Raw genomic sequence first — 16,639 nt, forward strand, 5'->3', positions numbered from 1 at the left:
CACGCGTTCTACCTGGACTACAAGAACGTCAAGCCCGACTACGTCAAGGCGTGGTGGAACGTGGTGAACTGGGCCGACGCCCAGGCCCGCTTCGACCGCGCCCGCACGCAGACCGTCGGGCTCATCGTCCCGTGATGCGCACCGCCTCCTGACGGGGGCACGACGAAGGGGTGGGGCCCGCGACGGGTCCCACCCCTTCGCGCGTTCAGTACAGCAGGTCGTGGTCGGAGGGCTTCCAGGCCAGGACGGCGAACACCTGCACGACGGCGGCCTGCTCCAGCAGCAGCGTCGTCGTCCCGTGCGAGTCCCCGGCGGGGAACCGGAACAGGCCCGAGGGCTGCCGCTTGGTGTCCCACACCCGCTGCGCGTAGCCGGCCGTGGCGTCGCGGTAGGTGTGCCCGCCGGTCACCGACTCCAGCAGCAGCAGGTTCTTGAACCAGATCGAGTTGAAGTACGGCGGGTGGTCGTCGACCCGTCCGCCCGCCACGAAGAACTCCAGCGACGCCCGCGCGATCCGCTGCGCCTCCCTCAGGTACCTCCGGTCGCGGGTGGCCTGGAACAGCAGCACGTTCACCCCGACGGGGACCCCCTGGTTGTACGACCACACGGTGGGGTCGGGGACGCCCTGGAGGTCCAGGTGGTCGGTGTACAGGCCGTCGTCCTGCTGCAGGTGGGTGTTCGTCCACGTGTAGTACTTGAGCGCCCGGTCCAGGTATCGGCGCTCGCGGGTGAACTGGAACAGCCGCAGCGCGAGTTCGGCGCCGGGCATGTTCGAGACGGTGTTCCGGTCGTCGCTCCACGGGGCCTGCGTCCAGAACACCCCGCCGGGCGCGGCGTGCGTGGGGTCGGTGTCCCACCCGGACTCGACGAGGTCGGAGATCTTCCGGGCCTCGGCCAGGGCCCGCCGGTCGCCGGTCATGGCGAACTGCTGGACGTCGAGCAGACCGACCCACTCGTTGTCGTCGTAGAACAGGTCCCCGCCGTTCAGGTACGGCGGCATCGGGCCGGAGGCGAAACCCGGCAGTCCCGTCGTGGACGTCGGGTTCCAGTAGTACTGTTGCGCCGCAGCTAGATCGATCAGGTCGTCGCGGTACCTGCGGCCCGCCCCGGGGATCCCGGTGAGGTCGAGGGCGGCGACGTGGGCCTGCGAGAAGGGCCACTCGTAGGAGTACTTCGGATCCCCGGCGGCGACGGGGAACTGCTCGTGCAGCAGTCCCGAACCGTCGCCGACGGCGAAGTGGTCGAGCAGGGCCTGCCAGGACAGCGCGGCGCGGCCGGCCCAGTCGTGGTGCCGGCCCGGGGAGCGTTCCCCCGTCTCGGCGTGGGCGGGTGCGGCGGTTCCGGCGACCAGGGCCGAGGCGGTCAGGCCGGTCAGGACGGTGCGGCGGGACGAGGTTCTCACGGGATCTCCAGACGTCGGCGTCATGGGTTCCTGAGAACGTTCCCACCCGAACTCACGACGGTCAACCACCTCGCCGGCGGGACCGCAGGACCCCGCGGCCGGTCCCGCTCCGCCGGCGGCGTCGGCAGCGCGCCGCCGGACCGCTTGGACACCGCGGCGCGCGGCGGCGGAGGATGGGCCGGTGCTGACCCGACCCCTGCTGCTGCTGATGGCCGTGACGACGGGACTCACCGTCGGCGGCAACTACGTCAACCAGCCGCTCCTGGACACCATCGCGCGCGACTACGGGATCGGCGACGGCCGGGCCGCCGCGCTGGTCACCGTCGCGCAGGTCTCCTACGGCCTGGGCCTGCTGCTCGTCGTCCCGCTGGGGGACCTGCTGGAACGCCGCCGCCTGCTCGTGGTCCTCGCGCTGCTCGCCGCGGCGGGGCACGCGGTGTGCGCGCTCGCCCCGACCTACCCCGTGCTCGTGGTGGGGACCGCGGTCGCGGGGTCGTTCTCCGTCGCCGCCCAGATCCTCGTCCCGTTCGCCGCCGAGCTCGCCGAACCCGGCCGCGAGGGGCGCGCGGTGGGGACCGTCATGAGCGGGCTGCTCATCGGCGCCCTGCTGGCCCGCAGCGTGTCCGGGGCCCTGGCCGCCCTCGCCGGCTGGCACGCGCCGTACGCCGTCGTCGCCGTGGGGTTGCTGCTCGTCTCCGTGGTGCTGGGCCGCCGCCTGCCGCGCAGCGAGCCGACGGCGGCCGGCGGGTACGTGGCGACCCTGCGCTCGGGGGCGAGCCTGGTGCGCGAGCTGCCGAGGCTGCGGACGCGGGCCCTGCTCGGCGGCCTGGGGTTCGCCGGGGTCTCCGTGCTCTTCGCGACCACGACCTTCCTGCTGTCGGGGCCGCGGTTCGGGCTCTCGGAGCTGCAGATCGGCCTCGTCGGGCTCGCGGGGGTGGCCGGGGCGTCGATGGCGAGCGTGGCCGGCCGCATGGCCGACGCGGGCCGGGGTCAGCTGGTCACGGGCCTGGGGGCGGCCGGGCTCGTCCTCACGTGGGGGGTGCTGGGGTTGTCGAGCTCGGTGTGGCTGACCTCGCTGCTGCTGTTCGTCCTCGGGTTCGGCCTGGCCGACATGTTCCTGCAGGCGGTGCACGTGTCGAACCAGAACGTCGTCTACCCGTTGCGGCCCGACGCCCGCTCCCGGCTCAACTCGGTCTACATGACGACGTACTTCGCCGGCGGCGCGGTGGGCTCGGCCGTCGGGTCGGCGGCCTGGGGTGCGGGCGGGTGGCCCCTGGTGACCGTCGCCGGGGCCGGGTTCGGCGTGCTCGTCGTCCTCGTGTGGCTCGTCGACGTCCGTCTCGGGCGGGCCGCGGCGCGGGGCGGCGTCAGCGACGTCGCCGCAGGTAGCCGATGACCCCGCCGATCCCGCCGACGACCACGACGACCGCGATCCCGACGCCGATGAGCGTGCTGTCGCCCTGACCCGCGACGGGGTTGGACGGGTCGACCGTGGCCGGGCTCGTGGCGGCCGAGCTCGTGCTGGACGAGGAGGGGGAGCCGGTGGCCGTGGACGGGGAGGCGCCGGACGCCGCCGCCGAGGCGGTGAAGGAGAACGTCCCCGAGACCGGGTGCCCGTCCGAGGAGGTGATCCGCCACTGCACCTCGTAGGTGCCGGCCGGCAGCGTCCCCGTCAGGGGTTCGGTGACGGTCGCGTCGACGATCTGCGGGTCGCCGGAGGAGACCACGGTCCCGTCGGGCCCCTTCACCTGGACCTGGGTGCCGAGCGCGATCGGGGTGGAGGACATCGTCAGGACGACGGCTGCGGGGGCCACGTCGACGACGGCGCCGTCGCCGGGGTTCGTGGACTCCAGCCGGTCGTGCGCCGCGGCCGGTGCGGCCGAGGCGAGCCCGGCGCCGAGCACGAGCAGGGCCCCCGCCCCGGTCCGCGCCCACCGTCGGCGACGGGTGGCGGTCGGGGTGCGGGAGGACAGCGGGGGAGTCGGCACGCACCGAAGACTACGCAGCGTCGTGGACGTCTTCCCGGACCCGTGCGCGGCGGTTGCCCGCAGCAACCCTTGACGCCACGCCCGTCACCCGATTGGCTGCACCGGGTTGTCACAGGTTCACCGACCGTCACGACCGTCGCAGGGTCAGTCGTTCACCACTCAGCACCAGCAGGAGGCCGCCATGGTCCCCCCCAGGAACCGTCGACGGCTCGCGCGGCCGCTGCTCGCGACGGGGGTGGGCCTCCTGCTCGCCGCCGTCCCGGGCCTGCCCGCCGTCGCCGTCACCCCCCCGACCACCCCCACGACCACTCCCACGGCCCCCGGGTCCGCTCTCACCGTCGTGCCCGCCGCCCAGGGGAGGCACTACGACGCGGGGAACTACGTCGTCACGCTCGCGCAGGACCCCATCGCGAAGTACGACGGGTCGCTGCCCGGCATCCCGCAGCTGAAGTCCGCCACGGGCGGCCTGGACCTGTCGCGGGCCACGACCCGGCGCTACCGCGACCTGCTGCTCGGCGCGCAGCAGAAGATCGCCGACGCGGTCGGCGTCCAGCCCGAGCAGCGGTACACCGTCGCGCTCAACGGCTTCAGCGCGAAGCTGACGTCGGCGCAGGCCGGCAAGCTCGCCGCAACCCCTGGCGTCGTCTCCGTGGTCCCCGACAGCGTGCGCCACCTGACCGGCACGACCACCGACGGCACCGGGACCCCCGGCACGAGCGGTACCGCGGCGGCGGCGACGCAGGCCACCCCGCAGGCCGCCGCGCAGGCCGCCCCCCAGGCCGCCGCGCAGACCGGCGCGGCGCGGACCACCGCCGACTACCTCGGCCTGAGCGGCGAGAACGGCGTCTGGGCCCAGCTCGGCGGCGTCGCGAAGGCCGGCAAGGGGGTCGTCGTCGCCGACCTCGACACCGGCCTGTGGCCCGAGCACCCCTCCGTCGCCGGTGCGAAGCTGCCCACCAGCGCCCCCGCGGACGACCCCTACGGCGCCTACCGCTCCGGGCAGACCATCCGGATGGCCAAGGCCGACGGGGGCACCTTCACCGGCGTCTGCGAGACCGGCCAGGGCTGGACCGCCGCGGACTGCACCACCAAGGTCGTCGGCGCCCGCGCCTTCGGCGAGGGCTTCAAGAGCGCCTACGACCTCGCGGGCACCGAGTTCGACTCCGCCCGCGACAGCGACGGGCACGGCACGCACACCGCGACGACGGCCGTCGGCCTGAACGGGGTCCCGGCCACCATCGGCGGGGTGTCCTACGGCGACGTCACGGGCATCGCCCCCGCGGCGGCCGTCGCCGTCTACAAGGTCTGCTGGACCGGTGACGACGGCGACAACTCCTGCATGACCTCCGACCTCGTCGCCGCGATCGACCAGGCCGTGGCCGACGACGTCGACGTCATCAACTACTCCATCGGCGGCGGCGCCAGCGCCGACCCGGCCGACCCGGTCAGCCTGGCGTTCCTCAGCGCCGCCTCGGCCGGCATCTTCGTGTCCGCCTCGGCGGGCAACTCCGGCCCGGGCGCCTCGACCGTCGAGAACACCTCCCCGTGGATCACCACGGTCGCCGCGGCCACCTCCGTCCTGCGCGAGGGCACCGTCGTCCTGGGCGACGGCACCAAGCTCGTCGGGGCCCGCCTGCAGCAGTCCCCGTTGCCGCGCACGCCCCTCGTCCTCGGCTCGGCCGTCGCCGCCGCCGGGCACAGCGCCGACGACGCGGCCAAGTGCTTCGCCGACTCCCTCGACCCGGCCAGGACCAAGGGCAAGGTCGTCGTCTGCCAGCGGGCCGTGACCGCGCGCGTCGACAAGTCCAAGGAGGTCGCCCGCGCCGGCGGCGCCGGGATGGTCCTCTACAACCCGACCCCGAACTCCCTCGAACCCGACGCGCACTCCGTGCCGACGGTCCACCTGGACACCGCCGCGGGCGAGCAGGTCGTGGCCTACGTCAAGGGCACGCGCAACCCCACGGTGACGTTCCAGCCGGGCAACACCACCGGGAAGGCCACGCCCGCACCGCAGATCGCGGCCTTCTCCGGGCGCGGGCCGGCGCTCGTCGACGGCGGTGACGTCCTCAAGCCCGACCTGGCGGCCCCCGGCTCGGGGGTCGTCGCCGGGTACTCGCCCGTCGCGGCGACGAACGGCGAGGACCTGTTCGCCCCCGAGTCGGGCACGTCCATGTCGGCCCCGCACGTCACGGGCCTGGCGGCCCTCTACACCGCGGCGCACCCGGAGTTCTCGCCGCTGCAGGTCAAGTCGGCGCTCATGACCACCAGCCGCAGCCCCCTGGGCCCCGACGGCAAGCCCCTGGACCACGTCTTCCCCGCCGGCGCGGGCTTCGTGGACCCGACGAAGATGCTCACGCCCGGTCTGGTCTACGACTCCACCCCGGTCGACTGGCTGCGCTTCCTCGAAGGGTCCTCCGTCGGGACGGGGACGGGCCTGACGGCGCTGGACCCGAGCGAGCTGAACCAGGCCTCCCTCGCGGTCGCCGACCTCGCCGGGACCCGCACGCTCACCCGGTCGGTGACGGCCACCACCGGCGGGCTCTACTACGCCAAGGCCTGGGTCCAGGGCTTCGACGTGAAGGTGTCGCCGAGCGTGCTGTCCCTGCAGCCCGGCCAGACCGCCCAGTTCCGGGTCACCTTCACCCGCACGACCGCGCAGCTGGGCAACTGGACGTCCGGGTTCCTGACCTGGACCGGCGGGGCGAACCTGACCGTGCGCTCGCCCATCGCCCTGCGGCCCGTCACGCTGACGGCCCCGGCCGAGCTCGACGCCCCCCTCGGGGCGACGTCGGTCACCGGGACGGTCTCCTCGGGGACCTCCGGTCGCACCGCGGTGCGCGCCACCGGGCTCGTGGCCGGGGACGACTACCAGGGCCGGCTGCCCGCCGGGTACGTCGCCGAGCTGCCCGTCACGATCGGGAAGGGCACGGTGTTCACCCGCTTCGACGTGAAGGGTGAGGCCGGCGCCGACCTCGACCTGTACCTGTTCACCGCGGACGGGGACCTCGTCGCGCAGTCGGCGACGACGTCGGCGGACGAGCGGATCGACGGGTACGTCACGCCCGGCGACTACGTCCTGCAGCTCGACGGGTACGCGGCCGCACCGGGCAAGCAGGACATCGGGTTCGACCTGAGCAGCTACGTCCTGCCGCCCGGGACCGGCGCCGGGGCGTTCACCGTGACGCCGAACCCGCTGCCCCTGACGCAGGGCCGGTCGACGACCTTCACGGCGTCCTGGAAGGGGCTGGCGCCCGGCACGCGCTACCTCGGCACGCTGGGGTACGCCGGCACCTCGGCGCGCACGGTCGTGAGCATCGGCTGACCCTCGACCGGCCGTCGGTCGGCCGTCGGTCGGCCGTCGGTCGGCGAGGCCCCCCGGGGGCGCGTGGCACAGTGGGCGCGTGCAGCAGCAGAAGGCGCAACCCACCAACACCGGCGCCCTCGGGGGGATCGTCGCCTCCGTCGCGGGGCTGGTCGTCTCCGTGGCGCTGGCCCCGTTGTCGATCGTCATGGGGCTCGTCGTCCTCGTCCTGGCCGTGCGGGCCCTGCGGTCGGGGCACCCCGACCGGGGCTGGTGGACGGCGGCCCTGGTCCTGTCGGTGCTGTGCCTGGCCGCCGGGGTCGGCGGGACGGTGCTCCCCCTGCTGTGAACGCCCTCATCGTCGCCGCCGCCTTCGACCCCGCGACGCAGCAGCGGCTGGACGAACTGCGCCGCACGTACTTCCCGCCCGAGCGCAACCGGCTGCCCGCCCACCTCACGCTGTTCCACGCCCTGCCCGGCGACGCCCTCGCGGAGGTCGTCGACGCCGTGCGGCAGGCGTGCTCGACCCCACGGCCCCGGGCCGAGGTGCGCTCCGTGCGCTCCCTCGGCCGCGGGGCCGCTCTCGTCCTCGACAGCCCCGGCCTCGCCGCCGCCCGCGGCCGCGTCGCCGCCGCCTTCCCGGGACGGCTCACGCGGCAGGACGGGCAGGGTTTCCGGCCGCACGTGACGGTGCAGAACTTCGTCGACCCGGCCGTGGCGCGCGCCACCGTCGCCGAGCTCACCGCGGGCTTCGCCCCGTGGGGCTTCGACGTGCAGGGGCTGGACGTGCACCGCTACGCGGGCGGGCCGTGGGAGTTGCTGGAGAGCGTCGCCTTCGAGGCGTGAGCGCCCGGGGCACGGGGTCGGTGGCGACGCCGTGGCAGGCCCGGACCACGGTCGCAGGGCGCGACAGACCCGCTTGATCTCCGCCTCGGCCGAGGCGGGTCAGCCGCGCGCGGCCGCCACGGCGGCCGGGAGCGCCGCCAGCACCGCGTCGACGTCCGCGTCGCCCGAACCGTGGCCCAGCGTGAACCGCACCGCGGTGCGCGCCACGTCGGCGGACAGGCCCGTGGCGAGCAGCACGTGGGAGGCGTCGTCGGAGTCGGCGGCGCACGCCGACCCGCTGGAGCACGTGATCCCCGCCGCCTCGACCTCGGCCAGCACGGTCTCGCCCCCCACGCCCGCGAACGTGAACGAGGCGTGCCCGGGCAGCCGTCGCGTGCGGTGACCCGTCAGCGCGGCTCCCTCCACGGTGGCCAGCACCCCGTCGATCAGCCGGTCGCGCAGCGCCGTCAGCCGGGGGACCTCCTGCGCCCGGGCCTGCGCCGCCAGGTGCAGCGCCACGGCCGTGCCGACGGCCGAGGCCACGTCCGTCGTCCCCGAACGCCGGCCGCGTTCCTGCCCGCCACCGTGCAGGACGGGTTCGAGGGGCACCGCGGAGCGGACCCAGAGGAACCCCGCGCCGCGCAGCCCGCCGAACTTGTGCGCCGAGGCCGACAGCGCGTCCACCCCCAGCGCGGCGACGTCGAGGTCGAGGTGCCCCGCGGCCTGCACGGCGTCGGTGTGGAAGGGCACGCCCAGGGCCCGGCAGCGGGCGGCGATCTCCGCGAGCGGCTGGACCGTGCCGATCTCGTTGTTGGCGTACATGACCGACACGAGGGTCGTGTCGGGGCGCAGGACCGCGTCGAGCGCGTCGAGGTCGAGGAGGCCGTCGGCGTCGACGCCCACGACGTCCACCGTGAAACCGTCGCGCTGCAACGCCTTCGCCGTCTCGAGCACGGCCGGGTGCTCGATCGCCGAGACCACCAGGTGCCGGCCGCGGGGGTCCGCCCGCGCGATGCCGGTGACCGCCAGGTTGTCGGCCTCGGTGCCCCCGGACGTCAGGACGACCTCGCCGGGGCGGGCCCCGAGGACGTCGGCGATGGCGGCGCGGGCCGCGTCGAGCCCGGCGCGGGCGGTGCGGCCCACCTCGTGCGCGCTGGAGGGGTTGCCCGTGACCTGCGTCAGGTACGGCCAGACCGCCTCGAGGACCTCGCGGCGCGGCGGGGACGTGGCCGCGTGGTCGAGGTAGACGCTCACGCCGAGACCGTGGTGTCCAGGCCCAGGTCGAGCGTGCGGGAGTTCTGGGTCAGCGCCCCCACCGAGATCAGGTCGACCCCCGTCCCGGCGATCGCGCGGACCGTCGAGAGGTTCACCCCTCCGCTGGCCTCCACGAGCGCGCGCGAACGTTCCCTGACGACCCGGACCCCTTCGGTGAGGTCGGCCAGGGAGAAGTTGTCGAGCATCACGACGTCCACGCCGGCGGCGAGCACCGCCTCGAGCTGGTCGAGGCGGTCGACCTCCACCTCGATGACGGTGGTGTGCGACACGCTGTCCCGCACCGACTTCAGGGCCGTCGTGACGTCCAGCCCGGCGGCCAGCAGCACGGCGAGGTGGTTGTCCTTGACGAGCACCGCGTCCGAGAGGGACCACCGGTGGTTGTGCCCGCCGCCGGCGCGGACGGCGGCGCGTTCGAGGGCGCGCAGCCCGGGCGTCGTCTTGCGGGTGTCGACGATGCGGGCGTTCGTGCCGGCCACGGCCTCGACGAACGCCGCGGTGTGCGTCGCGACGCCGGACAGGTGCTGCAGCAGGTTCAGCGCGATCCGCTCGGCGCGCAGCACGCCGCGGGCGGTGCCCCGGACGTGACCGAGGACGTCGCCGGCGGCGAACCGGGTCCCGTCCGGGGCCAGCTCGAGGAGTTCCAGCGACCCGGCGGTCAGGTGAGCGGTCTGCGTGAACGCCTCGCGGGCGGCCCCGGTGCCGGCCAGGACCCCGGGTTCGCGGGCCACGAGCTGGGCGTCGGCGACGGCGTCGGCGGGCAGCAGGGCCTCGCTCGTGACGTCGCCCCAGGGGGCGTCCTCGGCGAGGGCGAGGGTGACGACCTCGGCTGCTGGGGCGGCGGTTCTCACGGGGTCCTCCGGAAGCTGCGGCGGGTGGGGCGGTCGGGGGTGCGCGGGTGGTCGCCGCGGAAGTGCGCCCCCAGGCTCTCCTCGCGCCGGGTCGCGGCCGCGACGAGCAGGTGGGCCGCGAGCACGAGGTTGGAGTCCTCCCGCGCGCCGCGGGGCACGCCGAGGTCGTCGGGCCGGATCTCGACCGGGTCCTCCTGCGGGGTCAGGAGCTTGGTCGCGACCGCCAGCCCGGCCTCGTCGCGCACGAGCCCGGCGTGCTCCCACAGCGTCGCCTGGACGTCGCGCCGGCCCACGTGCGCGGCGACGGGCAGGGCGGGTTCGGCGACGTCGACGACCTCGTCCTCGAACCCGGCGGCGGTACCGCCGCGGGCGATGTCGGCGACGACGGCCCCGCCGATGACGAGCGCCTCCAGCAGGGAGTTCGAGGCGAGCCGGTTCGCGCCGTGCACCCCGGAGCAGGCGACCTCGCCGGCGGCCCACAACCCGGGCAGGGAGGTGCGGCCGGCGGCGTCGGTGCGGACGCCGCCCATCCAGTAGTGGGCGGCGGGGGTCACCGGGACGGGCGTGGTCTCGGGGTCGATCCCGGCGCGCGCGCACAGCTGCGCGATGCCGGGGAACCGCTGGGCGAACGTGCGGCCCAGGGCGCCCGACACCCCGGTCGCGTCGAGCAGGACGGGGGCGCCGCCGTGCTCGGCCATCGCCGTCCCGATGGCCCGCGCGACGACGTCGCGGGGGGCCAGTTCGGCGCGCGGGTCGACCGCGGGCATGAACCGGTGCCCGGCGGCGTCGAGCAGCACGGCCCCCTCCCCGCGGACGGCCTCGGAGACGAGGAACGGGTCGGCGACGGCGGCCACGGTCGGGTGGAACTGGAAGAACTCCAGGTCCGCGACGAGGGCCCCGGCGCGGAACGCGGCGGCCAGCCCGTCGGCCGTGGCGACCACCGGGTTCGTGGTGCGGCTGTACAGCTGCCCGGCGCCGCCGGTGGCCAGGACGACGGCGTCGGCGCGGACCCGCAGCAGGTGCGGGTGCTCGACCCCCTCGAGGAACTCGGCGCCGACGACCCGGCCGTGCTCGGTGAGGAGGCCGACGAGGAACGCGTCCTCGTGGACCGCCGCGTCGCTGCGCCGCACGGCCGCGGCCAGGGCCTGCGAGATCGCCGCCCCCGTGCGGTCCCCGCCCGCGTGCAGGATGCGCGAGGTGGTGTGCGCCGCCTCCAGGCCGAGGGCCCAGCCGCCGGAGCGGCCGCGGTCGAAGTCCACGCCGCGTTCGGCCAGCACCCGCACGGCGGCCGGACCGGCCGCGCACAGCGCCCGCACGGCCGCCGGGCTGGACAGGCCCGCCCCCGCGGCGAGGGTGTCGGCGACGTGGACGGGGACGTCGGCGGCGCCCGTCGCCGCCGCGATCCCGCCCTGGGCGTAGTGGGTGCTGCCGTCGCCGAGGGAGGTCTTGGTGGCCAGGACGACCCGCCCGGTCCGGGCGGCCTCCAGGGCCGCCGTCATCCCGGCGACCCCGGCCCCGACGACGAGGACGTCGGTGCGCAGCTCCACCGGCTCCGGGGACCTCACGCCCCGACCGCCAGCATCCGTTCCACCGCCGTGCGCGCGTGCCCGGCGACGACGGGGTCGACGCTGACCTGGTTCACGACGCGGCCCTCGACGAGGGACTCCAGCACCCACGCGAGGTAGGCGGGGTGGATCCGGTACATCGTGGAGCAGGGGCACACGACCGGGTCCAGGCACTCGATCGTCAGGTCCGGGCGGGTGTCGGCCAGGCGCCGGACCATGTTGATCTCGGTGCCGACCGCGAACGCCTCACCGGGCTGCGCCGCGTCGATCGCGAGCTGGATGTAGCGCGTCGAACCGGCCTCGTCGGCGGCGTCGACGACCTCCATCGGGCACTCGGGGTGCACGATGACGCGGACGTCGGGGTTCTTGGCCCGCGCCTGCGCGATCTGGTCGACGGTGAACCGCTGGTGCACCGAGCACCAGCCGCGCCACAGGACGACGCGGGCGTCGCGCAGGGACTCCTCGGAGTTCCCGCCGCGGGGTTTGCGGGGGTCCCACAACGGCATGTCGGCCACGTCGACGCCCATGGCCTTGGCGGTGTTGCGGCCCAGGTGCTGGTCGGGGAAGAACAGGACGCGCTGCCCGCGCTCGAACGCCCACTCCAGGACCTCGCGCGCGTTGGAACTGGTGCAGACGATGCCGCCGTGCTCGCCGCAGAAACCCTTGAGGTTCGCGGCGGAGTTCATGTACGTCACGGGGATGACGGGGACCCTGCCGTCGGCGTCGGGTTCGGTGCCGTAGACCGCCTCGAGCTGTTCCCAGCAGGCCTGCACGGCGTCGATGTCGGCCATGTCGGCCATCGAGCAGCCCGCCGCGAGGTTGGGCAGGATGACGGGCTGGTCGTCGGTGGTGAGCAGGTCCGCCGTCTCGGCCATGAAGTGCACGCCGCAGAACACGACGAACTCGGCCTCGGGGTGCTGCTGCGACTGCTGGGCGAGCTGGAAGGAGTCGCCCACGAAGTCGGCGTACTGGACGATCTCGTCGCGCTGGTAGGCGTGGCCGAGGATCGTGACGCGCGAGCCGAGGGTCTGCCGGGCCGTGCGGATGCGGCGGTCGAGCTCGTCGGCGGGCAGCAACCGGTACTGCGCGGGGATCTGCTGCTGCACCGGCGCGTCGGCCGGGACGGGGTCCTGCCGGGACGCGCCCGCGCCGTACGTGGGCGCCGGCAGGGGCTGCCCCGGGACGGCGTCGAACTGCCACGGCGCGGTCGGCAGGTCGGGGTCGCAGGTGCTGTCGGCTCCGCCCGGCGCGCGGGTGAGCAGGGCGATCTGCGTGGGGACGGACGCCATCGTGCAGCCTTTTCTCGAGGAGTTCCTGTGAACGTTCCCGGACCGCTCAGGCGAGCGGGCCGGCGGACTGCAGCGGGCCGGCGGATCCCTCGGGGACCACGGCTCGGTAGAGCTTGGGGGGACGGTGGCGACCGCCGGTCTGGCGCTCGCCGGTCTCCACGACCGTCCCCGACCCCTCCACCTGCCGGCGGAAGTTCGCCGGGTCGAGGTGGCGCTGGAGGACGGCCTCGTGCACCTCGCGCAGCTGCGCGAGGGAGAACTGCTCGTCGAGGAAGTGCTGGGCCACGTGCGCGTGCTGGACCTTGGTCCGCAACCGCCACAGCGCGTACTGCACGATCTCGTCGTGGTCGAAGGCCAGGCCCGTGCAGTCGTCGGCCGAGGTCCAGCGGACGTTCTCGCCCTCGACGGCGGCGGCCGCCTCGTGGTTGCGCACGAGGGCGGAGTAGACGACGGACACGACGCGCTGGCCGGGGGAGCGGTCCGGGCGGCCGAAGGTGTAGAGCTGCTCCAGGTAGCTCGGCCGCAACCCGGTCGTCTCGGCCAGGGTCCGGCGCCCGGCCCCGCTCAGGCTCTCGGACGTGCGCACCCACCCCCCGGGCAGGGCCCACTGGTCCGCGAACGGGTCCCGCGTGCGGCGCACCAGCGGGAGGTGCACGCGCACGTCGCCGCCCCGGTCGGGCAGCAGGGCGAAGATCACCGTCGAGACCGCGACGAGGATCGCCTGCTGGGAGGTGCTCATGGGAACTCAGGACCCCGGATCAGTAAGGGTGGTTCTGACAACAACTGCGTCGGCGAGCACTGTAGGGCCGAGGGGGCCGGGGCCACAAGCCGTGCCCGGGGTCGGGGGCGGGACGCCCGCCGGGGCTTCGTCGCGATCGGCGCCGAATTCGGGGTGACAAGTCCGCGGGAGCAGTCGTACCGTCGTAGGACACGGGAAGGAGGTGGTCCGAACACATGGTTTCTCATCGGACGCGTGAGGTGGCTGCCAGCTAGCAGCTGCGCGACAGGACGCGGACCGCTCTGGTCGCCCCGCGCAGCGCGGCGAATCCACGGCAGTCACCGGGTCCCCGGGCGCCGGTCTGTCCAACCGGACCGCCCCGACGGTGTGATCACCGGCGGGCGGGAAGCGCCCGGGGACTTTCCTGCGTCCCCGCCGGCCCGCGCGAGCGCCGCCGGGAAGTTCCCCCGGACAACCACCTAGGCTGAGGCCCGTGACCTCACCACCCGTCGCCCGGCGACGGTTCCTCGCCGACACCACGCCGCTGCGCGAGGTCCCCGCCTTCCGGTGGTTGTGGATCGGGCAGTCGCTGGCCGGCATCGGGACCCAGCTGACCGTCGTCACCGTCGGGTTGCAGGTCTACGCCCTGACCTCCTCGACGTTCTCCGTCGGGCTCGTCGGGGTCTTCGCCCTCGTGCCCCTCGTCGGGCTCGGGCTGTACGGCGGGGCGCTCGTCGACGCCCACGACCGCCGCCGCGTCGCCCTGCTCGCCTCCGTCGTCCTGTGGGTCGTCTCCCTGGCCATCGCCGCGCAGGCCTGGTGGCACGTGGACTCCGTCGAACTGCTCTACGGCCTCGTCGCCGTGCAGAGCGCCGCCTTCGCGGTGAACAACCCCGCGCGCTCGGCGATCGTCCCCGGGATCGTCCCCCGCCACCTGCTCCCGGCCGCGAACGCGCTGTCCGGCACGACCAACGCCATCGCCCTGACCGTGGGGCCGCTGCTGGCCGGCTTCCTCGTCGGCGGGTGGGGCTTCCAGGCCGCCTACACCGTGGACGCCGTGACCTTCGTCGCCGCGCTGGCCGGGGTGTGGCGCCTGCCCCCCATGCCGCCCGACGCTGGGGAGGAGGTGCGCCGGCCCGGGCTGCGCTCGGTCCTGGAGGGCATCGCGTTCCTCGGGACGCGGCCCAACATCCGGGCGACGTTCCTGGCCGACCTGTGCGCCATGGTGTTCGCGATGCCGCGCGTGCTGTACCCGGCCCTGGGGGCCGTCGAGCTCGGCGGCGGGGCCCGGACGGTCGGGATCCTCGGCGCGGGGTTCGCCGTGGGCTCGGTGCTGGCGGGGCTGTTCTCCGGCCGGCTGGGGGCGGTGCGCCGCCAGGGGGCCTTCGTCGTCGGGTGCGTGGTCGCCTACGGCGCGGCCGTCGCCGCCTTCGGGCTCGTGCTCGTGCTCGCCCCCGACGGGGCGGACTGGAAGCTGTGGCTGTGCGTCGTCCTGCTCGCCGCCTCGGGCGCGGCGGACGCCGTGAGCTCGATCTTCCGCGGGACCATCCTGCAGGTGGCCACCCCCGACGCCCTGCGCGGCCGGTTGCAGGGCGTGTTCATCGTCGTGGTGGCCGGCGGGCCCCGGCTCGGCGACCTCGTCCTCGGTTCGGCCGCCGACGGGATCGGCGAGGGCTTCGCGGCGCTGGCGGGGGGCGCGGCGTGCGTCGCCGGGGTCCTGGTGCTGGCGAACCGGCAGCGGGGGTTCCTGCGCTACGACGCGCGCCACCCCACGGCCTGAACGGGGGACGGCCCGCGGCGGACGCGGGCGCCGCTGCTGGGACCCGGTCACGGGTCCGCTGTGGGGATCCTGAGCCGTGGGTGAGCGCCGCCCGAGGGGTGGCGCGACCGGTTGCCGCAGTGGGGATCCCGCCCTCGTCGGCCGCGGTCCGGGTGACGTCCGGGATCGATCCCCGAATCCCCTCCGGGATCGCGGCGGAGCAGTACTGTGCGGCGTGAGCGGACGAAGTGGGGGCACGCGTGGACCGCGAGGTGGTGGGTCGTCAGGGACGGGTCACGGTCCGCATCCGCGGGGCCGGCAGGCCGGGTGAGGTGACCGTGCAGGTCCGCGGCGCCACCGAGACCTTCATCGCCTACTGCGACGGCGAGGTGCTGCTCGGCGAGGCCGTGCTGGTGGCGGCCAGCCGGGGGGACCGGGCCGTCGAGGTGTACCCCGTCAACCAGTTGCGGGTGCCGCCGCGCACCCCGCCGGCCGAGGAGGACTGACGTGTTCGGGTACCGCATCCCGCAGCCGGACGAGGCGCTGCTGATCTCCGGTCGTCGATCGCGCGACGGCGGGGAGACCCCCTTCCGCATCGTCACCGGCCACGGCGTGTTCGTCGTGCCGGTCCTGCGCCGCGCCAGCACGCTGACCCTGGCGATGCAGGAGGCCGAGGTCGACGAGGACTGCTACACGACCCAGGGGCTGGCGGTGCACGTCCGCGCGGTCATCGCCTTCAAGGTCGGCGACGACACGGACAGCATCACCAAGGCGGCCCGCAGGTTCCGCCGCGACCAGCGGCAGATGCCGGCCCTCGTGGGCCGCATCTTCTCCGGCCACCTGCGCTCCATCGTCGGCAGCATGACGGTCGAGAGCATCATCCGCGACCAGCAGGCGCTGGCGGAGAACATCGTCGGCGCCTCCAAGCCCGAGCTGGCCCGGATCGGCCTGGTCGTCGACTCCCTGCAGATCAGCCAGATCGACGACAAGGACATCGGGTACATCGCGGCCCTGGCCAAACCCCACCAGGCCGAGGTCGACAAGGCCGCGGCGGTGGCCGCGGCCCGGGCGGCGCAGCAGGCCGCGGCGGCGGAGCAGGAGAGCGCCCGCAACCAGTCCGAGTACGCCCGTCAGACCGCCATCGTCCGGGCGCAGTACCAGGCGGAGGTGGACGCCGAGCAGCGCAAGGCCGCCGCGGCCGGGCCGCTCGCGGACGCCAGGGCGCAGCAGGCCGTCATCGAGGCCCAGCAGGAGGTCGCCCGGCGCAACGCCGAACTGCGGCGCGAGCAGCTGACGGCCGAGGTCGTCCGGCCCGCGGAGGCCGAGGCCGCCCGGGTCCGCATCGCCGCCGAGGCGGAGGCCGACGCGATCCGGCGCCGCGCGGAGGCGGCGGCCAGCAGCGACCGGATCGCCCTGGAGCAGCGCTTGATCGAGCTGCTGCCCGAGATGGTCCGCGCGGCCGGTGCGGGCCTGGGGGGCGCGAACGTGACGGTCCTCAACGGGGCGACGGGGTTGAACGAGGTCGTCGCGCAGCTGGCGGGCCAGGGGTCGGCGGTCCTGCGGGCGGTGCTGGAGAACCTCGGGTCCGACGAACGGTCCGGCCCGGAGCCGGCGCGCGAGGAGGACGCCCGCCCCCGGGCCCAGCTCGAGCCCTGACCGGCGCCGGTCA

At 75.0% G+C, this 16,639-nt stretch carries 15 protein-coding genes; 8 read left to right on the plus strand and 7 right to left on the minus strand.

Annotated features, from left to right (window positions below; genetic code table 11):
- Window positions 1–135, plus strand: a 135-nt coding sequence (locus CLV37_RS04300; protein WP_342762232.1) for a Fe-Mn family superoxide dismutase, incomplete at its 5' end; no start/stop codon positions are given.
- Between the two features lie 70 nt (window positions 136–205).
- Here CLV37_RS04300 and CLV37_RS04305 read toward each other — a convergent pair.
- Window positions 206–1,402, minus strand: a complete 1,197-nt coding sequence (locus tag CLV37_RS04305) for a glycoside hydrolase family 76 protein (protein WP_211298386.1) — start codon at window positions 1,400–1,402, stop codon at window positions 206–208.
- Between the two features lie 181 nt (window positions 1,403–1,583).
- Here CLV37_RS04305 and CLV37_RS04310 point away from each other — a divergent pair, with 181 nt between their 5' ends.
- A complete protein-coding gene (locus tag CLV37_RS04310) occupies window positions 1,584–2,798 on the plus strand; it encodes an MFS transporter (protein ID WP_211298387.1) in 1,215 nt (404 codons plus the stop codon).
- On the opposite strand, the gene CLV37_RS04315 is transcribed toward CLV37_RS04310, so the two are convergent.
- Window positions 2,770–3,390 (minus strand): copper resistance CopC family protein, encoded by a 621-nt coding sequence (locus CLV37_RS04315; protein ID WP_170127059.1) that lies wholly within the window; start codon window positions 3,388–3,390, stop codon window positions 2,770–2,772. The genes CLV37_RS04310 and CLV37_RS04315 overlap by 29 nt on opposite strands.
- 181 nt (window positions 3,391–3,571) lie before the next feature.
- Between CLV37_RS04315 and CLV37_RS04320 the strand changes: the two genes are divergently transcribed.
- The 3 genes from CLV37_RS04320 (at window position 3,572) to CLV37_RS04330 (ending at window position 7,537) form a co-directional block, all read left to right on the plus strand.
- Window positions 3,572–6,712 carry a S8 family serine peptidase gene (locus tag CLV37_RS04320; protein WP_106207535.1) on the plus strand — a complete coding sequence of 1,047 codons (3,141 nt, stop codon included), beginning with the start codon at window positions 3,572–3,574 and terminating at the stop codon, window positions 6,710–6,712.
- A gap of 79 nt (window positions 6,713–6,791) precedes the next feature.
- A complete protein-coding gene (locus CLV37_RS04325; protein WP_106207537.1) occupies window positions 6,792–7,040 on the plus strand; it encodes a hypothetical protein in 249 nt (82 codons plus the stop codon).
- The gene (locus CLV37_RS04330) at window positions 7,037–7,537 is read left to right on the plus strand and encodes a 2'-5' RNA ligase family protein (RefSeq protein ID WP_106207539.1); all 501 of its coding nucleotides are present in this window, start codon (window positions 7,037–7,039) and stop codon (window positions 7,535–7,537) included. The genes CLV37_RS04325 and CLV37_RS04330 overlap by 4 nt, the downstream gene beginning before the upstream one ends.
- Window positions 7,538–7,636: 99 nt before the next feature.
- On the opposite strand, the gene CLV37_RS04335 is transcribed toward CLV37_RS04330, so the two are convergent.
- Genes CLV37_RS04335 through CLV37_RS04355 form a run of 5 tightly spaced genes read right to left on the minus strand, consistent with a single transcriptional unit; the run spans window position 7,637 to window position 13,232 of the window.
- On the minus strand, window positions 7,637–8,770 hold the full coding sequence (locus tag CLV37_RS04335; protein ID WP_106207541.1) for a cysteine desulfurase family protein: 1,134 nt from the start codon (window positions 8,768–8,770) through the stop codon (window positions 7,637–7,639).
- Window positions 8,767–9,639 (minus strand): carboxylating nicotinate-nucleotide diphosphorylase, encoded by an 873-nt coding sequence (gene nadC / locus CLV37_RS04340; protein WP_106207543.1) that lies wholly within the window; start codon window positions 9,637–9,639, stop codon window positions 8,767–8,769. The genes CLV37_RS04335 and nadC overlap by 4 nt, the downstream gene beginning before the upstream one ends.
- Window positions 9,636–11,204 carry an L-aspartate oxidase gene (gene nadB / locus CLV37_RS04345; protein ID WP_211298388.1) on the minus strand — a complete coding sequence of 523 codons (1,569 nt, stop codon included), beginning with the start codon at window positions 11,202–11,204 and terminating at the stop codon, window positions 9,636–9,638. Before nadB ends, nadC begins: the two co-directional genes overlap by 4 nt.
- Complete coding sequence (nadA, locus tag CLV37_RS04350) at window positions 11,201–12,493, minus strand: quinolinate synthase NadA (protein WP_106207545.1); 1,293 nt, start codon at window positions 12,491–12,493, stop codon at window positions 11,201–11,203. Before nadA ends, nadB begins: the two co-directional genes overlap by 4 nt.
- Before the next feature lie 46 nt (window positions 12,494–12,539).
- On the minus strand, window positions 12,540–13,232 hold the full coding sequence (locus CLV37_RS04355; protein WP_106207547.1) for an NUDIX hydrolase: 693 nt from the start codon (window positions 13,230–13,232) through the stop codon (window positions 12,540–12,542).
- Window positions 13,233–13,704: 472 nt separating this feature from the next.
- On the opposite strand from CLV37_RS04355, the gene CLV37_RS04360 reads away from it, so the two are divergent.
- The 3 genes from CLV37_RS04360 (at window position 13,705) to CLV37_RS04370 (ending at window position 16,626) form a co-directional block, all read left to right on the plus strand.
- A complete protein-coding gene (locus CLV37_RS04360; protein ID WP_106207549.1) occupies window positions 13,705–14,991 on the plus strand; it encodes an MFS transporter in 1,287 nt (428 codons plus the stop codon).
- Between the two features lie 239 nt (window positions 14,992–15,230).
- Window positions 15,231–15,476: a hypothetical protein gene (locus CLV37_RS04365; protein ID WP_106207551.1), complete on the plus strand. Its 246-nt coding sequence runs from the start codon at window positions 15,231–15,233 to the stop codon at window positions 15,474–15,476.
- 1 nt (window position 15,477) lies between these two features.
- Window positions 15,478–16,626 (plus strand): flotillin family protein, encoded by a 1,149-nt coding sequence (locus tag CLV37_RS04370; RefSeq protein ID WP_106207553.1) that lies wholly within the window; start codon window positions 15,478–15,480, stop codon window positions 16,624–16,626.
- The last annotated feature ends 13 nt before the right edge of the window (window positions 16,627–16,639 follow it).

This window comes from Kineococcus rhizosphaerae, from assembly GCF_003002055.1.
GTDB classification, from domain to species: domain Bacteria; phylum Actinomycetota; class Actinomycetes; order Actinomycetales; family Kineococcaceae; genus Kineococcus; species Kineococcus rhizosphaerae.